The 21303-nt window shown below is 69.6% G+C and carries 19 protein-coding genes; 13 read left to right on the top strand and 6 right to left on the bottom strand.

What is annotated here, in order from left to right; genetic code table 11:
* Nucleotides 1–455 precede the first annotated feature (455 nt).
* From EGM46_RS00950 to EGM46_RS00940, 3 genes are all read left to right on the top strand, one after another.
* Nucleotides 456–962, top strand: coding sequence for a RidA family protein (locus EGM46_RS00950; RefSeq protein ID WP_125098289.1), 507 nt, complete (start codon nt 456–458; stop codon nt 960–962).
* Nucleotides 959–2464: an aldehyde dehydrogenase family protein gene (locus tag EGM46_RS00945; RefSeq protein ID WP_125098288.1), complete on the top strand. Its 1506-nt coding sequence runs from the start codon at nt 959–961 to the stop codon at nt 2462–2464. The genes EGM46_RS00950 and EGM46_RS00945 overlap by 4 nt, the downstream gene beginning before the upstream one ends.
* A 67-nt stretch (nt 2465–2531) precedes the next feature.
* On the top strand, nt 2532–3662 hold the full coding sequence (locus EGM46_RS00940; protein ID WP_125098287.1) for a mannose-1-phosphate guanylyltransferase: 1131 nt from the start codon (nt 2532–2534) through the stop codon (nt 3660–3662).
* A 43-nt stretch (nt 3663–3705) separates the two neighbouring features.
* Here the strand turns inward: EGM46_RS00940 and EGM46_RS00935 are convergent, their stop codons facing one another.
* On the bottom strand, nt 3706–4458 hold the full coding sequence (locus EGM46_RS00935) for a cache domain-containing protein (RefSeq protein WP_164512769.1): 753 nt from the start codon (nt 4456–4458) through the stop codon (nt 3706–3708).
* Nucleotides 4459–4475: 17 nt separating this feature from the next.
* On the bottom strand, nt 4476–5282 hold the full coding sequence (locus EGM46_RS00930) for a FadR/GntR family transcriptional regulator (protein ID WP_125098286.1): 807 nt from the start codon (nt 5280–5282) through the stop codon (nt 4476–4478).
* 181 nt (nt 5283–5463) lie between these two features.
* Here EGM46_RS00930 and EGM46_RS00925 point away from each other — a divergent pair, with 181 nt between their 5' ends.
* The 4 genes from EGM46_RS00925 to EGM46_RS00910 all read left to right on the top strand — a co-directional run bounded on the left by EGM46_RS00925 (nt 5464) and on the right by EGM46_RS00910 (nt 9629).
* Complete coding sequence (locus tag EGM46_RS00925) at nt 5464–6546, top strand: ABC transporter ATP-binding protein (protein ID WP_125098285.1); 1083 nt, start codon at nt 5464–5466, stop codon at nt 6544–6546.
* 66 nt (nt 6547–6612) lie between these two features.
* Nucleotides 6613–7791 carry an ABC transporter substrate-binding protein gene (locus EGM46_RS00920; protein ID WP_125098284.1) on the top strand — a complete coding sequence of 393 codons (1179 nt, stop codon included), beginning with the start codon at nt 6613–6615 and terminating at the stop codon, nt 7789–7791.
* A 115-nt stretch (nt 7792–7906) separates the two neighbouring features.
* A complete protein-coding gene (locus tag EGM46_RS00915) occupies nt 7907–8791 on the top strand; it encodes an ABC transporter permease (protein ID WP_125098283.1) in 885 nt (294 codons plus the stop codon).
* Between the two features lie 28 nt (nt 8792–8819).
* Nucleotides 8820–9629 (top strand): ABC transporter permease, encoded by an 810-nt coding sequence (locus EGM46_RS00910; RefSeq protein ID WP_125098282.1) that lies wholly within the window; start codon nt 8820–8822, stop codon nt 9627–9629.
* A gap of 46 nt (nt 9630–9675) precedes the next feature.
* Here the strand turns inward: EGM46_RS00910 and EGM46_RS00905 are convergent, their stop codons facing one another.
* A complete protein-coding gene (locus tag EGM46_RS00905; RefSeq protein WP_125098281.1) occupies nt 9676–10428 on the bottom strand; it encodes a TetR/AcrR family transcriptional regulator in 753 nt (250 codons plus the stop codon).
* Nucleotides 10429–10575: 147 nt separating this feature from the next.
* On the opposite strand from EGM46_RS00905, the gene EGM46_RS00900 reads away from it, so the two are divergent.
* The 3 genes from EGM46_RS00900 to EGM46_RS00890 all read left to right on the top strand — a co-directional run bounded on the left by EGM46_RS00900 (nt 10576) and on the right by EGM46_RS00890 (nt 15190).
* Nucleotides 10576–11985: an APC family permease gene (locus EGM46_RS00900; RefSeq protein ID WP_125098280.1), complete on the top strand. Its 1410-nt coding sequence runs from the start codon at nt 10576–10578 to the stop codon at nt 11983–11985.
* A gap of 123 nt (nt 11986–12108) precedes the next feature.
* Complete coding sequence (locus EGM46_RS00895; protein WP_125098279.1) at nt 12109–13734, top strand: amidohydrolase; 1626 nt, start codon at nt 12109–12111, stop codon at nt 13732–13734.
* Nucleotides 13735–13774: 40 nt separating this feature from the next.
* Nucleotides 13775–15190: an APC family permease gene (locus EGM46_RS00890; protein WP_125098278.1), complete on the top strand. Its 1416-nt coding sequence runs from the start codon at nt 13775–13777 to the stop codon at nt 15188–15190.
* A gap of 76 nt (nt 15191–15266) precedes the next feature.
* On the opposite strand, the gene EGM46_RS00885 is transcribed toward EGM46_RS00890, so the two are convergent.
* Nucleotides 15267–16100, bottom strand: coding sequence for a biotin--[acetyl-CoA-carboxylase] ligase (locus EGM46_RS00885; RefSeq protein ID WP_125098277.1), 834 nt, complete (start codon nt 16098–16100; stop codon nt 15267–15269).
* Between the two features lie 223 nt (nt 16101–16323).
* On the opposite strand from EGM46_RS00885, the gene EGM46_RS00880 reads away from it, so the two are divergent.
* Genes EGM46_RS00880 through EGM46_RS00870 form a run of 3 tightly spaced genes read left to right on the top strand, consistent with a single transcriptional unit; the run spans nt 16324 to nt 18965 of the window.
* Nucleotides 16324–17931 (top strand): acyl-CoA carboxylase subunit beta, encoded by a 1608-nt coding sequence (locus EGM46_RS00880; protein WP_125098276.1) that lies wholly within the window; start codon nt 16324–16326, stop codon nt 17929–17931.
* On the top strand, nt 17928–18239 hold the full coding sequence (locus EGM46_RS00875; RefSeq protein WP_125098275.1) for a hypothetical protein: 312 nt from the start codon (nt 17928–17930) through the stop codon (nt 18237–18239). The genes EGM46_RS00880 and EGM46_RS00875 overlap by 4 nt, the downstream gene beginning before the upstream one ends.
* A 39-nt stretch (nt 18240–18278) precedes the next feature.
* Nucleotides 18279–18965: an NUDIX hydrolase gene (locus tag EGM46_RS00870; RefSeq protein ID WP_125098274.1), complete on the top strand. Its 687-nt coding sequence runs from the start codon at nt 18279–18281 to the stop codon at nt 18963–18965.
* Nucleotides 18966–18992: 27 nt separating this feature from the next.
* Here EGM46_RS00870 and EGM46_RS00865 read toward each other — a convergent pair whose 3' ends face one another.
* Both EGM46_RS00865 and dgt read right to left on the bottom strand, forming a co-directional pair.
* Nucleotides 18993–19523, bottom strand: coding sequence for a hypothetical protein (locus EGM46_RS00865; RefSeq protein ID WP_125098273.1), 531 nt, complete (start codon nt 19521–19523; stop codon nt 18993–18995).
* A 141-nt stretch (nt 19524–19664) separates the two neighbouring features.
* A complete protein-coding gene (dgt, locus tag EGM46_RS00860) occupies nt 19665–21278 on the bottom strand; it encodes a dGTP triphosphohydrolase (RefSeq protein ID WP_125098272.1) in 1614 nt (537 codons plus the stop codon).
* Nucleotides 21279–21303 lie beyond the last annotated feature (25 nt).

Below are 21303 nucleotides of genomic sequence, written 5' to 3'. Positions count from 1 at the left end.
AGCGCGCGTCTGGGCGGCGAAACCACGGTGAGGGTCTCTGTCAGACTGGTCGGGGCCGCGATGCTTTGCGCATCAGGGACCGCGGCGGGTGTTGGAGGTGCGGTGTTCATCTCAATCCCCAGTTCAATATGCACCAGCGTGCACGTATGCGGCGCGTGTGTCTTCTACGGGTGTGTCATTCACGGCGACGCAGTCCGCACCGGCCAGACCTCGGCGGTGAGGTAGCGAAGCATGTTCATCAGTATTGGAGCCGAAAAAGATACCTGTCTAACACCCTTTAGGCATCTGTTGAGACCCTCAAGGTATCGACCTTGTGGGGCTTGGACTCCGGCGGCAACGATGCCGCAGAAGTATCATTCGACACCGAATCAATACTGGACAGCGGATCCACGTCGGCGTTCACTGTGGGCAGGAACGAGCGTTGCACGCTCCCGCCCCAGAAAGGTCCTGCCGAGATGATCGCACCACCGCAACCGCCCCGCCCACACCACGCAGCGCACGAGCGCCTCGCTCAGCTCGGGCTCACCCTCCCCCAGCAGCCACCCACACAGTACTCGTACAGCCCAGTGGCCTCGTGGGGACAGATTGCGTTCATCTCAGGGCAGATTCCCAAACGGGACGGCGCTGTGGCGTTTACCGGCCCAATCACCGCGGCGACTGATCTCGACCGCGGGGTGGCGGCGGCCGAGCTCGCGACGCTCGGAGCCCTCGCTGCGCTGGACCACGAGTTCGGGCTCCACCGCGTCGCGCGAGTATTGAAGCTCAGCGTCTACGTCGCCAGCGTGCCGGAGTTCAGCGATCCCCCGGCGGTGGCGGAGGGTGCCTCGCGCCTCCTCAGGAACGTATTCGGTACGGCCGGGCAGCACGCCCGAACCGCGCTGGGGCTGCCCCAGCTCCCGAAAGACGCGACCGTGGAGCTCGACCTGGTCGTCGCACTCACTCCCGAGGAGGACGCAGCATGAGCACCACATCTCCCGCCGCACTCGAGAAGGTGCTCGCCGCTGCCGCTGCCGCCGCCCCGACGTTGGCTGCGAAGACACCGCTGGCCCGCGCGCAGCTGCTCACCGCGCTCGCCGACGGCGTGAGTGACGCGGGCGCCGAGCTCAGCGCGATCGCGGCCCAGGAGACCGGGCTCAGCGAAGCGCGTCTCACCGGGGAAGTTGCGCGCACCGCGGTGCAGCTCCGTCTCTTCGCCGACACCGTGCTCACCGGGGGCGCCCTTGGCGCCCGAATCGACGAGGCCGACCCGTCATTCGCACTCGGCCACCGACCGGATCTGCGCCGCTCCCACCGACCGGTTGGCCCGGTCCTGAACTTCGCCGCGTCAAACTTCCCGTTTGCATTCTCGGTGCTCGGCGGTGACACGGCCTCCATCCTTGCTGCCGGCTGTCCCGTGATCGTCAAGGCTCACTCGGGACACCCACTTCTCTCGGACGCTACGGGCGAATTGGCGCGACGCGTCATTGCGGAGGCAGGGTTCCCAGCCGGCACGCTCCAGGTAATCCACGGCCACGATGCAGGAGTCGTCGCACTCACGGACGCGCGTGTGCGGGCTGGATCCTTCACCGGGTCTACCGCCGGAGGTCGCGCGCTCGCCGATCTCGCGGCAGCGCGCCCAGCCCCGATCCCGTTCTTCGGTGAGCTCGGAAGCGTCAACCCGGTCTTCATCACGGCAGCCGCGGTGGAGGAGCGGGCGTCCGAGCTCGCGAGCGGCTACCTGGCGAGTGTGTCCGGATCGGCGGGGCAGCTCTGCACCAAGCCCGGCGTGCTCCTCACCTCCGAACCGGGCCCCATCGCGGCGGCGCTCCCGCAGCAGTCCCGTGTGCCCGAGCACCGTCTGCTCGGGGCTCGGATCACCGAGTCGTACCGGGAACGTCGCGCGGCAATTCTTGCCCTGCCGGGGGTCACTCCGGTCGTGGAGGGCAGCATTCGCACGGAGAACGACGGCACCGGTTGGGTCACGCCCACGATCGTGCACGCGAGCCTCGACACCGTCCTGGCACACCGCCACCTGCTCGCCGACGAGACCTTTGGCCCGCTGTCCGTGCTCGCGGGCCTCCCACCCACGGCGGACCCCGCGGAGGTTCTTGACGAGCTCTTCGAAGGCAGCCTCACGGGAACCGTGCACCTCTCGGCGGCCGAGCGCGCAGCTCCCGGACCTGAGCTCGTGCGCCTGACCGAAGTACTCGCGCAGCGCGCTGGCCGCGTCATCTTCGACGAGTGGCCCACCGGCGTTGCAGTCTCCCCCGCGCAGCAGCACGGCGGACCGTGGCCGGCGACGACGAACGATACGAGCACCTCGGTGGGCTCCGCCGCGATCTCCCGTTTCCTGCGCCCCATCGCGTTCCAGAATGCTCCGGCGGCACTGTTGCCAGCCGAGCTCACTGACGAGAACCCCCTGGGAGTGCGCCAGGAGCGCAGCCGCGCCGGCGAGTCGCTGAGCTGGGGAGTGTCCGGGCCGTGAGGTTCGTTTTGCCGTTCATGGGCGCACCCGCCGGACACTCCCCAGCAGCCCCGGGTAGTCTGGCCGTATGACCGACGCTCCCGCGCCCAGCCCAGCTATCGACCGGCTCACCTGCGTGATTCCCGCTGGCGGCGTGGGATCGCGGCTGTGGCCGCTCTCCCGCGCGAACGCCCCGAAGTTCTTGCTCGACCTCACGGGCTCCGGCGACTCGCTGCTCCGGGCAACGTGGGATCGCCTCGCCCCGATCGCGCCGCCGGAGCGCGTGATGGTGGTCACTGGGGTGTCGCACCGCGAGTCGGTGATGGAGCAGCTCCCCGAGCTGCTGAGCGACAACCTCGTGACCGAGAGCGAGCCGAAGGACTCCTCGGCGGCGATCGGCCTCGCCGCCGCGCTCCTCGAGCTCCGCGATCCCGACGCGATTCTCGGCTCGTTCGCCGCCGACCACGTGATTCGCGGCGATGTGCTGTTTCAGCGCGCCGTCACGACGGCGGTGCAGGCCGCGGATCAGGGCTACATCGCGACGATCGGGATCCACCCCTCGCACCCGGCGACCGGGTTCGGCTACATCTCCTGCGGTCAGGCCCGCGGCGACCTCGCTCCGTTCGACGTGTACGAGGTGACGGAGTTCGTCGAGAAACCCGACGTCGCGAAGGCCGAGGAGTACCTCGCGCACGGCGGCTACCTCTGGAACGCTGGCATGTTCATCGCGCGCGCCTCAGTGCTCCTCGACCAGATGGCGCTCGCCGAGCCCGAGCTGGTGCGTGCGCTGCGCGAGATGGCCGCGAGCTGGGACACGGAGCAGGGCGCCGCGGCGCGCGAGCGGCTCTGGCCGACGCTGCCGAAGATCGCGATCGACTACACGGTCGCGGAGCCGGCGGCCGCCGCGGGCAAGATGGTGTGCGTCGCCGCGCACTTCGACTGGGACGACGTTGGCGATTTCGCGTCGGTGGCGAACCTGCTCACTCGCGGGCGGGGCAGCGATCTCGCCGTGCTCGGCGACGGCGCGCAGGTGCTCTCCGATGCCTCGAGCGGGATCGTGGTGTCCGAGAGCGATCGGCTCGTCGCCCTCGTCGGCGTTGAGGACGTCGTGGTGGTCGACACCGCCGACGTGCTGCTGGTCACGTCGAAGCACCGTGCGCAGGACGTGAAGAACCTGGTCAACCGCATGAAGGTGTCGGGCGGCGGCCACCTGCTCTGAGCGCGGCAGGCTGCGCCGGTACCGGCGCCAGTGCCAGTGACACTCAGGCCGCGCCCGTGCGCTCCCGCGCGGCGACGAGGGCGAACGGGTAACGGCTCGACCCGACGACACTGACGGCGCCCGTGAGCCCCGCGAGCCCCTGCTCGGGATCCACACCGGGGAAGCGATCGCCCGTCTGCCACTCGGCCTCGCTCGAGAGGATCACGCGGCCGCTCGCGTTGACGAGCGTCACCCCACAGCTGAGCTCTGCGTGCAGCGCGTCCTCGAGCGCGGAGACGAGCACATCGGCGCAGATCACGCCGACAAATCGCGCGTCGATCTCGACCGGGATCGCTGACGTGATGGTGATCTCGTTGGAGCACAGGTAGTCGACGAACGGGCCGGCGATGTGCCGCGTGCCCGTGGCCTCCGGCACTCGGTACCACTCGAGGCGCACGAGATCGATCGCCGCCTGGCCAGGGCCGAAGGTGGAGGAGGCGAGCAGGCTGCGATCCGCGCCCTGCCACCAGGCGAGCGGGTTCCCCTCCGCGACGACGGCGTCGCTCGCGCAGTAGCCGGCGCCGTAGACGGGCCGGTCGGCGGTGTCGAGCACGGCGTGCGCGTCGGCCTCGACGAGCGCCGCGAGTTGCGTGCCGGTGAGGCGCCCGTCGAGCAGCTGCGCTGCGAGCTGCTCGCGGAGGCGCGGGAGCCACGCTTCGAGCGGGGCGAAGACGCCGTCGAAGAACTCCTCGACACGTGCGAGCGCACGGTCGAGCTCGTGGTCCACCTGCTGCGGCACGTCAGTCCCCCTCTGCATTGAGGCCTCCGCGACGATCACTGTCCGCGGCTGCGAGACTCTAGTGTGTCATGAACCTCAGCGTTCCGGGGGCGCGCGAGGAGCTCGGCCCGGAATGAGACGAGCCAGCGCACGGAAGTGCGCACCGTGTCGCGCACTGCCGAGCGTGCGGCGGCGGCATCCCCCACCCGGGTCGCGGCGATCTGGGCGACGAGCCCTTCGTGCGTTGCCATGCGTGCGGCGTAGTCGAGATCCTGGAGCGCGAGCAGCGGCGTGAACTCCGTCTGCACGCGCACGTGCTCGTTCGTGAGCCGCACGGACTGGCTGAGCGCCGCGAGTTCGAGCTGCGCCTCGGTGATCCTGCGCCGCCAGGCCGCGCGGTCGAGGTCGCGAGCGTCGTCAACGATGCGCGCGACGACGCCAAGCTCCTCGGGAGTCGCACGCTGGCAGGCGTACTCGGCGCAGGCCGCGGCGATGACCTCGTAGTGCACGCCGAGGTCGGCGAGTGCGACGCGAGGGAGCGCCATGAGCGCTCGCGCGTTCACCTCCTCGACGGCGCGGTGGCTGGGGCGAACAAAGCTGCCACCGTTGCGGCCGCGGCGCGTCTCGATCAGGCCGCGGTGCCGCAGGGTGCCGAGCGCCTCACGCACGGTCACGACGGCGACGCCGAGGAGCGCGGAGAGCTCGGTCTCGCTGGGCAGCCGCTCGCCCTCGATGAACGCACCGACCGAGATGGCCTGCACGATGCGCGATTCGACGAGCTCGGTTCGCCCCTCCTCGCCAATCGGGGCGAAGGCGGCGGTGCGCAGGCGACTCGGGGGCGAGTGGCTCAGCGTTGCGCTCACGTGTCTCCTCCTGATCGAGTGCGTGCGTGCCTCGAGTCTGGCACGCGGTTCGTGAGGAATGGCTGTGCCGCTCCGTCATCGAATCGTGATCTTTCCGACACACCCTCGGCATTTAACCTATAAACCCATATGTTATGGTTCTTGACATTGGTTCGACAACGACGTTGAGGAGCAGCGCACCATGCCCCACCCCACCCCACACGCCGACGGCGCGGACATCGCGGTTTCCGTCCAGGGCGTGCGCAAGCAGTTCGGCGACCTGGTGGCCGTCAACGAGCTCGACATCGACATCCGCGCCGGTGAGTTCTTCTCGATGCTCGGCCCCTCCGGCTCGGGGAAGACCACCGTGCTGCGCATGATCGCCGGCTTCGAGGAGCCGAGCGCTGGCACGATCCTGCTGCACGGCACGGACGTCACCAAGGCCGCCCCGTTCGACCGCGAGGTCAACACCGTGTTCCAGGACTACGCACTCTTCCCGCACCTCACCATCGCGGAGAACGTGGCGTACGGGCTGAAGGTCCGCGGCGTCGGCCGCGCCGAGCGCGCCGCGCGCGTCTCCGAGGCCCTCGAGCAGGTGCAGCTGAGCCACCTCGCCGAGCGCCGACCCTCGCAGCTCTCCGGCGGCCAGCGGCAGCGCATCGCGCTCGCGCGCGCCCTGATCCTCCGCCCGAAGGTGCTCCTGCTCGACGAGCCGCTCGGCGCACTCGACAAGCAGCTGCGCGAGCAGATGCAGTTCGAGCTCAAGCAGATCCAGCGCGAGGTGGGCATCACTTTCGTGTTCGTGACCCACGATCAGGAGGAGGCGCTCACGCTCTCCGACCGCGTCGCGGTGTTCAACGGCGGCAAGATCGAACAGGTCGGCAGCCCGCGCGAGGTCTACGAGTTCCCGCAGACCGAGTTCGTCGCTCGCTTCCTCGGGATCACGAACTTCCTCGTCGGCGACAGCGCGCAGCGCATCCTCGGCGAGGCCGGCGCGCACAGCGTGCGCCCGGAACGCGTGGAGCTCGTCGATCCCACCGCACCGGTCGAGCCCGGCAGGATCGCCCTGTCCGGCACCGTCGTCGAGGCCGTATACGCCGGCGCGCACACCCGCTACCTCGTCGAGACCGAGGGCGGCGTGCGCTTCATCGCAGAGAAACAGAACTCGCACACGCCGCACCTGCACCCGAGCATCAGCCGCGGCGACGCCGTGAGCCTGCGCTTCGCGCGCGACCACGCGGTCGCGGTGCCCGGGGACCCCGCCGCCCAGCGCGCGGCCGCCTGATCCAGGCACACCGCCCGCCAACCACACATACTCGCACCACACACAATCGACAACAAGGGAGTTCCGATGAACAAGAAGATCCTCGCCCCAGCGGCGCTCATCGCCGCTGCAGGCCTGGCACTCGCCGGCTGTTCCGCAACCGACGGTGGCGGTGACGCCGCAGGCGGCCTCTCCATCGACGTCCCCGAGATCCCCGCGATGGAGACGCTCGGCGACATGGAGAAGGAGGTGAACATCGTCGCGTGGTCCGGCTTCGTCGAGCCGGCGTGGGCCGATCAGTTCACTGCGGACACCGGCTGCGCCGTCAACCGCAAGGTCGCCGCGACGAGCGACGAGATGGTGCAGCTCATGCGCACCGGGGAATACGACCTCGTCTCCGCGTCGGGCGACGCCAGCCTCCGCCTCATCGTCGACGGCAACGTGCAGCCGCTCAACACCGAGCTGATCCCGAACTTCAGCGACGACATCGTCGAGGGCATGAAGGGGCAGCTGTACGACACGCTGAACGGCAGCGTCTACGGCATCCCGATCGGCCGCGGCGCGAACATCCTCGAGTACAACAGCGAGGTCGTCACGGAGGCGCCGGACAGCTGGGACGTCGTGTGGGAGAAGGACAGCCCGTACGCCGGCAAGATCACCGCATACGACAGCCCGATCTACATCGCCGACGCCGCGATCTACCTCATGGAGCACGAGCCGGATCTGGGGATCACGAACCCGTACGCGCTCGACGACACCCAGCTCCAGGCCGCGACGGATCTGCTCAAGCAGCAGAACGCGATGGTGTCCGAGTACTGGTCGCCCGCAACGAACGTGACCTCGTTCACCGGCGGCAACTCGGTCGTCGGCACCTCGTGGGAGGTGCTGCGCAAGGCGACGCAGGACGACAAGTTCAAGAGCGTGCTCCCCCAGGAGGGCGCGAGCGGCTGGTCCGACGCGTGGATGCTCGCCTCCGAGGCGAAGAGCCCGAACTGCGCGTACGCGTGGATGGACTACACCTCCTCGCCCGAGGTGAACGGCGCCATTGCGATGAACTTCGGCATGGCCCCCGCGAACGGCGCGTTTTGCGAGCTGAACGACGAGGCGAAGGCGCACTGCGACTACTTCAACGCCACCGATGAGGAGTACTACAAGCAGGTGTGGTTCTGGACCACGCCGATCGACCAGTGCCTCGACGGCCGCACCGACGTGACGTGCACGAACTACCAGGACTGGACCAACGCCTGGGCGACGGTGAAGGGCTAGTCACCCCGATCCGCTGAGGTGCGGGGCCAGCGGGCCCCGCACCTCACCCCCTCTCCTCCCCCGCACGCGCACCGCAGCGTGCCCCACCCACCGTCTCTCGTAGCGAGGAAGCACCGTGAGCACCCAGAACGTTCTCGAACGCCGCAGCAAGCCCCTGTCCACCGCGCTCGCGCGGCACCCGCGTGCACGCCTCGCCTCGCTCCTCGCGCTGCCGATGACGTGGCTCATCGGGGTGTACATCCTGTCCCTCGCGCTGCTGCTGATCACCGCGTTCTGGACCACCGACCCGTTCACCTCGCGCGTGAAGCCTGGCTTCACGCTGGAGAACTTCCAGCAGCTGTTCACGGTGCCCGCGTACCTCGCGACCGCGCTGCGCACGCTCGGGATCGCGCTGGCGGTCACCGCGATCTGCGCGCTCGTCGCGATCCCGCTCGCCGTGTTCATGGCGAAGGTGGCCGGGCCGCGCCTCCGGGCAACTCTCGCCGTCCTGATCACGCTGCCGCTCTGGGCGGGCTACCTCGTGAAGATCATCGCGATGCGCCTTGTCTGGACCGATACCGGGTTCTTCAACTGGGCGCTGTCCCCGCTCGGCGTCGAGGGCCCCGGCTTCGGCGTGCTCACCGTCATTCTGACGCTCGTCTACCTCTGGTTCCCGTATATGGCGATTCCGGTATATGCCGCGGTGTCCCAGATCCCCACGAACCTGTTCGACGCGTCCTCTGACCTCGGCGCGAGCGGTGCGCGCACCATCCGCACCGTGGTCGCGCCGCTCCTGCTCCCCTCGCTCATCGCCGGCTCGATCTTCACGTTCTCGCTCAGCCTCGGCGACTACATCGCGGCGATGTACGTCGGCGGCTCCACCCAGATGATCGGCAGCATCATCGCGCAGAACATCAATCTCAATCCCCCGCTCGCCGCTGCGTTCTCGGTCGTGCCCATCGTGCTCGTTGTGCTCTACCTCACCGTGGTGCGCCGCACGGGCGCGCTGAACAACCTGTAGTCCGATCCGGCTCGCCAAGGAGACCCCCATGCTTCGCTTGAACCGCGGGACGAAGATCGCTCTCGCCATCGTCACGCTCATCGCGCTCGGCTTCATGTACATCCCGCTGTTCGTGATCGTCATGAACTCGTTCAACTCCGGCCGCGTCGCCGGCTGGCCCATTCCCGGTTTCTCACTGGAGTGGTGGCACAAGGCGCTCGTCAACCCCGCCGTGCACGCGGCGCTGCTCAACTCCGTCGTGGTCGCCCTCATCGCGACCGCGATCGCGCTGGTGCTCGGCACACTCGCCGCGTTCGCGCTGCAGCGCTTCCGCTTCTTCGGGCAGCAGACGGTGAACCTGCTCATCGTGCTGCCGATCACCCTGCCGGGCATCGTCACCGGTGTGGCGCTCTCGAACACGTTCCATCAGGTGCTGAAGCCCATGGGGATCCACGTCGGCTACTGGGGCATGATCATCGCGCACGCCACCTTCTGCGTGGTGATGGTGTTCAACAACGTGATCGCGCGGCTGCGCCGCATGAACCCGAATCTCGAGGAGGCGTCGATGGACCTCGGCGCCGGCATCGGGCAGACGTTCCGCCTGGTCACGTTCCCGCAGTTCCGCAGCTCCTTCATCGCGGGCGGCCTGCTCGCGTTCGCGCTCTCCTTCGACGAGATCGTGGTGACCATCTTCACGGCCCCGCCCGGCGTTGAAACGCTGCCGCTCTGGATCATGAACCAGATGGCGCGCCCCAACGAGGTGAACCAGGTGAACGTCGTCGCGACGATCATGATCCTGCTCTCGCTGATCCCGGTGTACTTCTCGCAGAAGGCCTCGGCGGCCGGCGACGTGAAGTAGCCAGGGCGGCATGCGGGGGTGGGGAGCTCGGTGGCTCCCCACCCCCTTATGCGTGCGCCCGCGGCCGGAGGCCGAGCGCCGTGTACTCGGCGCGGAAGCCGTTCAGGATCGCGCGGAGCCCGAGATCGAACGCGGCGTCCGCTGGGCGCACGCCGCGCTCGGCGAGCACGGTGGAGCGCTCGGCGTACGCTGCAGTGAACTCGGGCACGTCGTCGCGCGGCCCGGGATCGAGCATGCTGTCGTCGGCTGCGAGGTCGAGCGCCGAGCCGAGGATGAACGATTCGAGCGCGACCATGAGGGCGAGCGCGCGCTCGCCCGACCAGCCCGCGCGCACGAGCGCCGCGATCACCGTCTCGTACATCTGGGAGGTCACGGAGTTCTCGGCGAGCGGCAGGGTGGCGAGCAGCGCGATCGTCGGGGGATGCGCGGCGAACGTGCTGCGGTAGTGGGTGGCCCAGCCAGCGAGCGCCTCGTCCCACGGCTCGCTGGCGAACATGTCGACGGCGATGCGGTCGCTGATCAGCTCGCGCACGCCAGCGATCAGCTCCGCCTCGCCCCCGATGTGGTTGTACAGCGCCGACGGGCGCACGCCGAGCTCGCTCGCGATCGCACGCATGCCGACGCCGTGCGCGCCGCGCTCGTCGATGAGCCGCAGCCCGGTTTCCAGGATCAGGCGGCGCGACAGCACGCGGTTTCGCGGTCGGCCGACGCGCCGTTTCGGGGCGCTCGGAGCGCTCGTTTCCGCCGCGGTCTCGCTGGCGTCGCCGGTGGGCGCTGGCTTCTTTGCCGGTGTCGACATCGTGTTCCTCCGCTCCCAGCTTGCCACGATCCGACACATCAGCGTGTGCGAAGTCGCGCTCGGGCGCGTTTCGTACTATTCTCAACCCGACCGTAAAAGAACCCCGTTCATTTATGCGTCCGCACCACCCGCATCAAAGGAGATCCAGTGACAGAATCCGCCGCACGAAATGGGCTGAAACGAGAACTTGGCCTCGGAGGCCTCGTCCTCTTCGGCCTCGCGTACATGGCGGTCGCGACCGTTTTCACCACCTACGGCATCGTGAACCAGGTCACCGAGGGCAAGCTGCCCCTCGCGTACGTCGTCGCCCTGCTCACCATGCTCTTCACCGCGAATAGCTACGCGGCGATGGTGCGCAAGTACCCCGTCGCCGGTTCGGCGTACACCTACACGCAGCAGGCCTTCGGCGGCGGCGCCGGCTTCCTGACCGGCTGGGTCCTCCTGCTCGACTACCTCTTCATCCCGATGATCAACTTCATGATCCTCGGCCTCTACGTGTCGACGCAGTTCCCGAGCGTGCCGGCCTGGATCGTCTCGCTCATCACGCTGATCGCGGTCTTCATCTTCAACGTGCTCGGCATCACGCTCGTCAACAAGCTCAACGTCATCATCGTCAGCATCTCGGTCGCCGCGGTGATCCTCTTCGCCGTGTTCGCCATCAAGACGGCGATCGCCGACCCGAACGCGCCCGGCCTCATCGAGCCGTTCATCCCCGGCTCGACCGGCTTCAGCCCGATCTTCACGGGAGCCGGCATCCTGGCCCTCTCCTTCCTCGGCTTCGACGCGGTGTCCACGCTCTCCGAGGAGGCGAAGCACCCCCGCCGCGACATCCCGCGCGCCATCATCCTCACCGCGCTCATCGGCGGCGCGATCTTCATCTTCGTGTCGTGGGTGGGCGCGCGCGCGTATCACCTCGACGACTGGAGCCAGGCCCCGCGCGAGCTGCTCGACGCGGCCGGCGTGGTGCTCGCACACCACGTCGCTGGCGAGTGGCTCGGCCTCCTCTTCGTGGTGTTCACGGTGGCCGGCTGCTTCGGCTCCGGTCTCGCCGGCCAGGTCTCGGTCGCCCGCATCCTCTACTCGATGGGCCGCGACGGCACGCTGCCGAAGCCGCTCGGGATCCTCTGGAAGCGGTTCGGCACCCCCGTCGTCGCAGCCGCCGCGGTCTCGATCGTGGCGCTCGCGAGCCTGTTCCTCACCCTCGAGCAGGCGGCGTTCATGATCAGCTTCGGCGCGCTCGCCGCGTTCGCGATGGTCAACCTCTCGGTGATCCGCGTCTACCTCTTCCCCAAGCGCGGGGAGGAGGCGCAGCGATCCGGCAAGGATCTGATCCTGCGCGGCCTGTTCCCGCTCATCGGCTTCGCGCTCACCATCTGGCTCTGGACCTCGCTCGAGTCGATGACGTGGATCGTCGGCGGCATCTGGTTCGCGATCGGCCTCATCATCCTCATGGCGAAGACCAACTTCTTCCGCAAGCCCGTGCCGCGCATGGACTTCTCCGAGGGCCCGGAAACCACCGTCGTCGACGCGATGGGCGAGGCGGTCCCCTTCAAGTAGCCCCCGTGCGGCGGGGCACCGCCCCGCCGCACCCCACCAGCGCGCCACGCACCACCGCACCAGGCACCACCGCACCAGGCACCACCGCCCGAACCCGCACCCAGCAGCAAGGACGCAGAGACCATGAGCATCACCGTTTTCACCGGCGGCACCATCCTCGTTGACCCCGCACACGCGGGATCGCCGATCACGAGCGACGCCATCGCGTTCGACGGCGCCGCGGTCGCGGCGCTCGGAGCGGACGCTGCCGCGCTCGCGTCCCAGCCGGGCGCCACCGTGATCGACCTCGCGGGCGGCACGCTCGCCCCAGCCCCCGGCGACGGCCACGCGCACCCCATGCTCGGCGGCGTCGAGGCCCTCGGGCCCGCGATCCGCGCCGCCGCGGACAAGCAAGGAATCATCGACGCGGTCGCCGCGTGGAAGGCCGAGCACCCCGAGGCCGAGTGGATCGTCGGCGGCAGCTACGACGCGACGTTCTCCGAGGGAGGCCTGTTCGACGCGCGCTGGCTCGACGAGGTCACGGGCGACACCCCCACCATCCTCCGCGCCTGGGACTACCACACGGCGTGGGTGAACTCCGCGGCACTCGCGGCCGGCGGCATCACCGCGGACACCCCCGATCCCGCACTCGGTCGCATCGTGCGCCGCGAAGACGGCTCCCCGCTCGGCACCCTGCAGGAGGCCGCGGCCAACAACTTCCTCGCGGATGTCGTGCCGGCGTTCCCGCTGGAGCAGCGGCTCGACGCGATCGACCGCGCGACGCGGCAGTACGCGGCGCTCGGCATGACGTGGGTGCAGGACGCGTGGGTGGAGCCGGGCGACCTCCCCGTGTACCTCACCGCCGCCGAGCAGGGCCGCCTGCACACGCGCATCAACCTCGCGTTCCGCGCCGATCCCGCGCGCTGGCGCGAGCAGCTCGCCGAGTTCACCTCGAACCGCGCGCGCGTTCGCGCACTCGGCGCTGACCGCCTGAGCGGCGAGACCGTGAAGTTCTTCGTCGACGGCGTCATCGAGAGCCACACCGCCGCGCTGCTCGAGCCGTACGCCGATCGGCCGACCGAGACCGGGCTCCCCAACTGGGATGCGGTGGAGCTCGCGGCCGCGGCGACCGCGTTCGACGCCGCTGGCTTCCAGCTCCACCTGCACGCCATCGGCGATGCGGCGAACCGGAGCGCGCTCGACGCAATCGCCGCCGCGGTGGCGACGAACCCCGCGCGCCAGCGCGACCACGTGATCGCCCACGTCGCCCTGCTCGATCCCGCCGACGTGTCGCGCTTCGCCGAGCTCGGCGTCATCGCGAACTTCGAGCCGTACTGGGCGCAGTGCGACGCCGTGATGCGCGATCTCACGATCCCGCACCTCGGCCACCCGCGCGAGGACTGGCAGTACCTCATTGGCTCGGTGCACCGCAGCGGCGCCACCATCTCCTTCGGAAGCGACTGGCCGGTCACGACGATCGACTGGCGCCCCGCCGTGTCGACCGCGATCACCCGCCACAGCCACGCGGAGCCCGGAGCCGAGGCCTGGCTGCCCGAGGAGCGCGTCGACGCCGCCACCGCGTACGGCGCGTACACGCGCGGCATCGCCCGCCAGGCGCTGGCCGCCGACACGCGCGGCACGCTCGAAGTGGGTCGCACGGCGGACGCCGTGTGGCTCGCCGAAAATCCGCTTGAAATCGCGGCAGAAGCGATTGCGGATCTGCCCGTGCTCGGCACGTGGCTCGCAGGAGACCGGACTTTCACCCGATAATCCACAAGTAAGAACGCTGACTCGATTCAAAGGAGACATCGTGAGCGCATCGAATCAACCCCAGCTCAAGCGATCACTCGGCTTGGTTGGACTCACCCTGTTCGGGGTGACGTACATGACGGTGATCACCGTCTTCACCACGTACGGCATTGTCAACCAGGTCACCGACGGCCACCTCCCGGCCGCGTACATCGTGGCGGTGGTGACGATGCTGTTCACCGCTGCGAGCTACGGTGCGATGGTGCGCCGCTACCCGGTTGCCGGGTCGGCGTACACCTACACGCAGCAATCCTTCGGTGGGGCAGCTGGCTTCCTCACCGGTTGGGTGATGCTGCTCGACTACCTGTTCATCCCGATGATCAACTTCATGCTGATCGGGATCTACCTGAACACGCAGTTCCCGGCGATCCCCGTGTGGGTGTTCACGCTCGTCGCACTGCTGCTGGTGCTGCTGTTCAACATCCTCGGCATCAACCTCGTCAACAAGGTGAACTTCGCGATCATCGCGCTCTCCGTGGTGCTCGTGGTGATCTTCATGGTGCTCGCGTTCAAGCACGCGCTCGGCGGCAACACCGACGTGAGCCTCATCGAGCCCTTCACCTTCGGTGAGGGCGGCATCGGCGCGGTCGCCTCGGGCGCCGCGATCCTCGCGCTCTCCTTCCTCGGCTTCGACGCGGTCTCCACGCTGTCGGAGGAGGCGAAGCGCCCCCGCAAGGACATCCCGCGCGCGATCGTGCTCGCCACGCTCGTCGGCGGCCTGTTCTTCATCCTCGTCTCCTGGGCCGGAGCGGTCGCGTACCACCCGGACTGGGCCGCGCTCAGCGACACCGAGATCGAGGCAGCCGGCGTCACCGTGATGAACAACATCGGTGGCGAGGCGTTCACGGCCTTCTTCGTCGCGGTGTACGTCGTCGGCGCGTTCGGCTCCGGCATGACCGGCCAGGTCTCCGTCTCGCGCATCCTCTACGCGATGGGCCGCGACGGCATGCTTCCGAAGCCGCTCTCGCGCCTCCACCAGCGCTTCGGCACGCCGATCGTCGCCGCGGTGACGGTCTCCGTGTTCGCGCTGTCGAGCCTCTTCCTGTCGCTCGACACGGTGGCGTTCATGATCAGCTTCGGCGCGCTCGCCGCGTTCGCGATGGTCAACCTGTCGGTGATCCGTACCTACCTGTTCCCGAAGGGCGGGCGGCGCGAGCCGGTGACCGCGTCGCAGATCCTGAAGTACGGCGTCGCACCGCTGATCGGTTTCGCCCTGACGATCTGGCTGTGGACGTCGCTCGAGCCGGCCACCTGGCTCGTCGGCGGGATCTGGCTCGTGGTCGGTGTCGTGATCATCGCGCTCGTCACGAAGGGCTTCAAGAAGCCGGTGCCGAAGATGGACTTCTCGGAGGGGGATCCCACCACGGAGCAGATCGACGCGCTCGGTGAGGAGTTCCCGCTCGAGGGCACCCGCTAGCCGCACACGACGGAGCCCGCCACCACGATCACTGCATCGTGGTGGCGGGCTCCGTCGTGTGCCGTCCGGCGTGCGATCAGCGGAGGTGCTCGACGTCGCCCGCCGAGACGGTCAGCTGACCACCCGTGGGCAGATCGACCACGAGCGAGCCGTCCGCGGCGAGCGCACGTGCCCGGCCGTCGACGATCTCGTCGCCGGGCAGGTGCACACGCACCTCGGTGCCGAGGGTCAGCGAGGCGCGCGCGACGCGGGCGCGTGCAGCCGCGGGGTTCTCCGCTGCGAGCGTGAGGAGCTGCCGGAGCGCCAGCACGTAGTCGGCGAGCACCCCGTCGACGAGTGCGACGCCTGCCGGGTCGAACACGGTCTCCGCGCCACCGACGTCGGCGCCGGCCGCGAGCAGCGACGTCGCACGCCCCGTCGGCAACTCGTACTCGGGGATCAGGAGGTTCACGCCGGTCCCCACGATGACCGAGCCGTCGGGCAGCAGCTCGCACAGGATCCCGCACAGCTTCTGCCCCGGTCGCCCGGCGATCGCGTCGTCCTCGTCGCGCACATGCACGTCGTTCGGCCATTTCACGCCGACGCGCATGCCCTCCCCGAAGCGTGACTGCAGTGCGGTGCTCATCGCGGTGCCGACGAGGAGCGGCAGCCAGCTCAGCTCGAGCCCGGCGCCGGCGCCCCGCACGAGCAGGGACGCGGCAACCGACTGCCCTGGCGGGGTGACCCAGCCGCGATCGAGGCGGCCGCGTCCTGCGGTCTGGTCGGCGGTGAGAAGCAGGGTGCCGTCGGCGAGCGGCTCGCCGCCCTGCTCGCCCTCGTGCGCGAGCGCGCGGAGTTCGGCGTTCGTGGAGGGCGAGCTCTCCCGCCAGAGCACGCTGGGCAGGAGGTCGGACGTGCGCGTCAGTTCCATGCCCCAACGCTACCGCGCTCGCCTGGCCCCGCCCGAGCGGATCGGGGTCACTCCGGCAGGGTGTCGCGCCGTGGGCAGACGCGACACCCTGCCGGAGTGACCCCGATCCCGTGGTGACGGGGGCTGGGCGGGCGTAGCTTTGGTGGGAATCGACCAAGGTTCAGGGATTCCGTTGGAGAGGTTCGGATGCTTCGGGCATGGGTGCCGCGCTAGGCTGGCTTCCGTGACTGCAGAGAACGCCACCTCAGCGAACCCCGGACCCGCCACGACCGCGGGTCGGATCGCCGACCACCGCCGGAAGTACCAGGAGGCCGTGGGCGACCGCGACGCCGCCGCCGCCGCGAAGCAGCACCCGCGCGGCAAAATGACGGCGCGCGAGCGCATCACCGCGCTCCTCGATCCCGGCTCGTTCGTCGAGTTCGACAAGTACGTGAAGCACCGGAGCCACGGCTTCGGCATGGAGAAGTCCCACCCCTTCGGCGACTCGGTCGTCACGGGTGCCGGCACCATCCACGGCCGCCAGGTCGTCGTCTACTCGCAGGACTTCACCACCTTCGGCGGCTCGCTCGGCGAGGTCGCTGGCGAGAAGATCGTGAAGGCGATGGAGTTCGCGCTGAAGACCGGCGCACCGGTACTCGGCATCCTCGACTCGGGCGGGGCGCGTATCCAGGAGGGCGTGGTGTCGCTCTCGAAGTACGCGAACATCTTCCGACTGAACACGATGTGCTCCGGCGTGATCCCGCAGATCTCGATCGTGATGGGCCCGTCCGCCGGCGGCGCCGTCTACTCCCCCGCGCTCACCGACTTCGTCATCATGGTGGACAAGACGAGCCACATGTTCGTCACCGGCCCCGACGTCATCAAGACGGTCACTGGCGAGGAGGTCGGGTTCGAGGAGCTCGGCGGCGCGCTCACGCACAACAAGACGAGCGGCGTCTCGCACTACCTCGCGAGCGACGAGTACGACGCGCTCGACTACGCGCGTGCGCTGATCAGCTACCTGCCGGACAACAACCTGGCCGAGGCGCCCGTGTACGACAGCGACACCGCGCTCGAGATCACCGACGCCGACCGCAAGCTCAACTCGTTGATCCCGGACAGCCCGAACCAGCCGTACGACATGAAGACGGTTATCGAGGCGATCCTCGACAGCGGTGACTTCCTCGAGGTGCAGCCGCTGTTCGCCCCGAACATGCTGATCGGCTTCGGCCGGGTCGAGGGGCGCACGGTCGGGATCGTTGCGAACCAGCCCAACCAGATGGCCGGCACGCTGAACATCGACGCGAGCGAGAAGGCCGCGCGCTTCGTGCGGTTCTGCGACGCGTTCTCGATCCCGATCCTCACGCTCGTCGACGTGCCCGGCTACCTGCCAGGCACCGATCAGGAGCTGCAGGGCGTCATCCGCCGCGGCGCGAAGCTGCTCTACGCCTACGCCGAGGCGACCGTGCCGCTCGTGACGATCATCACGCGCAAGGCGTACGGCGGGGCATACATCGTCATGGGCTCGAAGCAGATGGGCGCCGACTTCAACATCGCGTGGCCCACCGCCGAGATCGCCGTGATGGGCGGCTCGGGCGCCGTGAACATCCTCTACCGCAAGGAGCTTGCGGCTGCAGCCGAGCGCGGCGAGGACGTCGAGGCGCTGCGCGCCGAGCTGACCGCGAAGTACACGGCCGACGTGACGAGCCCGTTCCTCGCCGCCGAGCGCGGCGAGCTCGACAACGTGCTCGAGCCGGCAGGCACCCGCCTCGCCGTCATCAAGTCGCTCCGCGGCCTCCGCGGCAAGCGCACCGAGCAGCCGGCCAAGAAGCACGGGAACATCCCACTGTGAGCCCCGCAGATCCCGATCAGGAGGCCGGCCGCCAGGCCGACGCGCTGCTGCCGCCCGACGCGGCGGCGCGCGACGCGGCGAAGCGCGAGGAGCTCGGCCCGCAGGACGACGCGCTCTCTGGCTCCGACATCACCTTCGTGACGCGCGGCGTGAGCGCCGAGGAGCACGCGGCGGTGATCGCCGTGCTCACGCAGGTGCGCGCGGAGGAAACCCAGAGCGCGAAGCGCGTTGCGCGCAGGGACCGCGAGCCGTGGGCCCGCTCGCAGCGGGTGCCAGAGGGCATCTCAGACCTCCTGGTCGAGGGATAGTCGGGCGCGAGCACAGCCGGCACGGCTAGGCTGAGCCGCATGGAACGCTCAGTCGCCGAGGCCGAGCGCGAGCTGCGCGCGCTCATGGAACGCAACCTCACGCTGCGTTTCCCGCCGCAGGGCGCGCTCGCCGACACCCCGCTGCGCCACTCGGCGGTGCTGATTCTGTTCGGTGCGCTCGACCGCACGCCGGCCGCCGCCGGCCCAAGCGGGGTGCCGCCCGAGCTCGACGTGCTGCTCACGCGGCGCGCCGACGGGATGCGCCACCACGCGGGGCAGATCGCGTTTCCCGGCGGCGGCGTGGAGCCGGAGGACGCCGACTCGGTGGCCACAGCGCTCCGCGAGGCGCACGAGGAGACGGGGCTCGACCCGAGCGGCGTCGACGTGCTCGGCGCGCTCCCTCCCGTGCACATCCCCGTGAGCAACAACCTGGTCACCCCGGTGCTGGGCTGGTGGCGGCTGCCCAGCGCGGTCGCCGCAGACCACTCGGAGTCGGTTGAGGTGTTTCGCGCACCCGTTGCCGAGCTGCTCGACCCGGCCGCGCGCGGCACCTCCGTGCTGTCACGGCCGGGGATGACCCACCGCGGCGCGGCGTTTCAGCTGAGCGAGCGCTTCGGCGCGCGCACGGTGTGGGGGTTCACCGGGATCCTGCTCGCCTCGCTCTTCGACGAGCTGGGCTGGAGCCAGCCGTGGGACACCGCGCGAGAATTTCCCGTGCTGCCCTAGCGTGGTCGGGGCCGCAGCAGTGGCGGTCTACGCGCAGTTGCCGCAGACCCCGGAGAGCGCCATCAGCATGAAGCAGTTGGGGCAGACGGCCTGCACGCGCTCCGGCGCGGCCGCCGGCTTCGCCTTGGGCTCGGCCTTCGGCTTCGGGGTGGCCGTGCGGCGGGATCCCGATCGAGTCGCGCGCTTCGCGCCACCCAGCGGCTCAAGCGTGTCCGTTTCTGCGGCGACGCCGCGCCCGTGATCCGGGTGGTCGACCGCCCAGACGCCCGGGGTGCGCACGCTGCGCCAGCGCGGGGCCGCCTCCCCGACCACGGCGATGATCTCCTCCTCGCTCTGGAAGCCGACGGTGTAGCCGCGGAAGATCTGCACGGCCGGCGCCCCGTCGGAGCGCTCGACGAGGATGCCGCCCTCCGAGCGCATGAGGCGCGAGATCGGCATGCGGCTCAGCAGGCGGCGCAGGAACACGCGGTTCGGCACGCTCGCTTTGCGGTGCACGAGCGCTTCATCGAGCGAGCCATAGCGGGTCAGGATCGAATCGCGTGCTGCCGGCTGCTCCATGTGTGCCCTCCCAGGGTGTGTCGGCCCCAGAATAGGCCATCTCCCAGTATCCCGCAGACCCCGTCCTAGTGCTCCTACCGCGTTTGCCGGGCGCGGTGCGGGGGCCTCGGGGCTGGGGCGTGGCGCACCGCGCGCCGCCGCTCAGCCGCGGGTGAGTTCCCCGTGCGTGATGCGCGCCTGCTGGTCGCTCAGCGCGGCGACGTAGTCGAGGACGGCACGCGCGCGGCCCTGCCGCCTGAGCCCGGCATCGCTCGTCTCCCCGGTGAGTAGCTCGGGCCGATCGCGTCGCAGCGCGAAGTACCCCGCCGTCGCCTCGTCCACCCACTCGAGCAGCCGTCGCGGTGCGCGGCCAGCGTCGACCGGATCGGTGAGCCACGCGTCGAAGCCGAGCGCGAGGTCGGCGATGACGCGCGCCTGCCCGCGCTGCGTCTGCCCCAGCTCGGGGCGCTCGAGCACGAAGTGCGCGTGCACGAACTTCAGCACCATCACCTCGTGCCAGGCGCGCGCGTTCAGGCGGACGTGCCCGCTCCGTACGTGCGGCGTCTCCTCGACGACGATCGACGTGCGCAGATGCTCGATCCAGCGCCGCGTGAAGCCGGACACCGCACGCTCGGTATCGATCCCGCCGTCGTATGGGGCGGCAAGCAGGGATTCGCCCACCTCCTCTGCCACGCGGAGCACTGCCGCGGTGAACGCCTCGCGATCCGCGATCCAGGCGTCCTTGAGCGCGAGGCGACGCCACAGGAGCTCGAGCGAGTGCCCGGGCGCGCGCCAGCTCCCGTTCAGCTCCGTGAGCTCGGCGCCGGCGAGCAGCGTGGATTGTGCCAGCCAGGCGCGCAGCTCCCCGGTGACCGCCGACTGCTGCAGCACGCCGGCGCGCGCGAAGTCGTCCAGGTCGTGCACGGCGTACGCGATGTCGTCGGCGAGATCCATGACCGCGCACTCCACCGTCTGCATGCCGGACGCGATGTTCGGGTGCGCGGCGAGTGCCGCGTCCATCTCCGCCGCGTCGAGCGCGTACGCGGAGAACTTCTCGGCCCCGTTCTGCTCGTCAGCGCCGACGCCACGCGGGCGCTCCGCGACCGGGCGCTCCGCCGTCGTGACACCCACCCACTCGGCGCGCGTCCACGGATACTTCAGCGTCGCGGCGCGGGTCGCCGCCGTGAGATTGAGGCCGGGGAAGTCGCGCCCGAGCGTGTCGAGCTGCGTGAGAATGCGAAAGCTCTGCGCGTTCCCCTCGAATCCCTCTGGCAGGCCGAAGCGTTCACGCGCCACGCGGTCGAGCACGCGCTCGCCGAGGTGCCCGAACGGCGGGTGGCCAAGATCGTGGGCGTGCGCCGCGGCCTGCGCGACGACTGTGTCGCAGCCGCCGAGATCCGCGATGACCGCGCCGGCCGCGTCGTCTCGTGCAGCCTCCCCGCGCGCGAACGCGGCGTGCACAGCGGCCTGCCCCGCGAGCTGCGCCGCGATCACCCGCGCAACGGCGCTTACCTTGAGCGAGTGGGTGAGGCGATTGTGCATCACCGGGCCGACGCCCGACTGCGGCACCACCTGTGTCACATCGGAGAGCCTGGCGAAGTAGGAGGAGAACCGGATGCGCTCGAGGTCGATCCGGAAGTCCTGGGCCGCCGACGTGAGTGCGATCGGCACGTCAGCGTCGTGGATGCCAGCGGAGCGGTGCTGGGAGGACTCTTGCTCGACGTACCTCCGTGCACCGCGCGTCCCCGGCACCGTGGTCACCCCAGCCTCACTCATGCACCCATTCAAGCAGTTTCTGGCG

The organism is Leucobacter chromiireducens (genome assembly GCF_003917135.1).
GTDB classification, from domain to species: Bacteria; Actinomycetota; Actinomycetes; order Actinomycetales; family Microbacteriaceae; genus Leucobacter; species Leucobacter chromiireducens_A.
The sequence above is the reverse complement of the archived record's forward strand: the minus strand, read 5'-3'. Positions and strand labels throughout refer to the sequence as shown.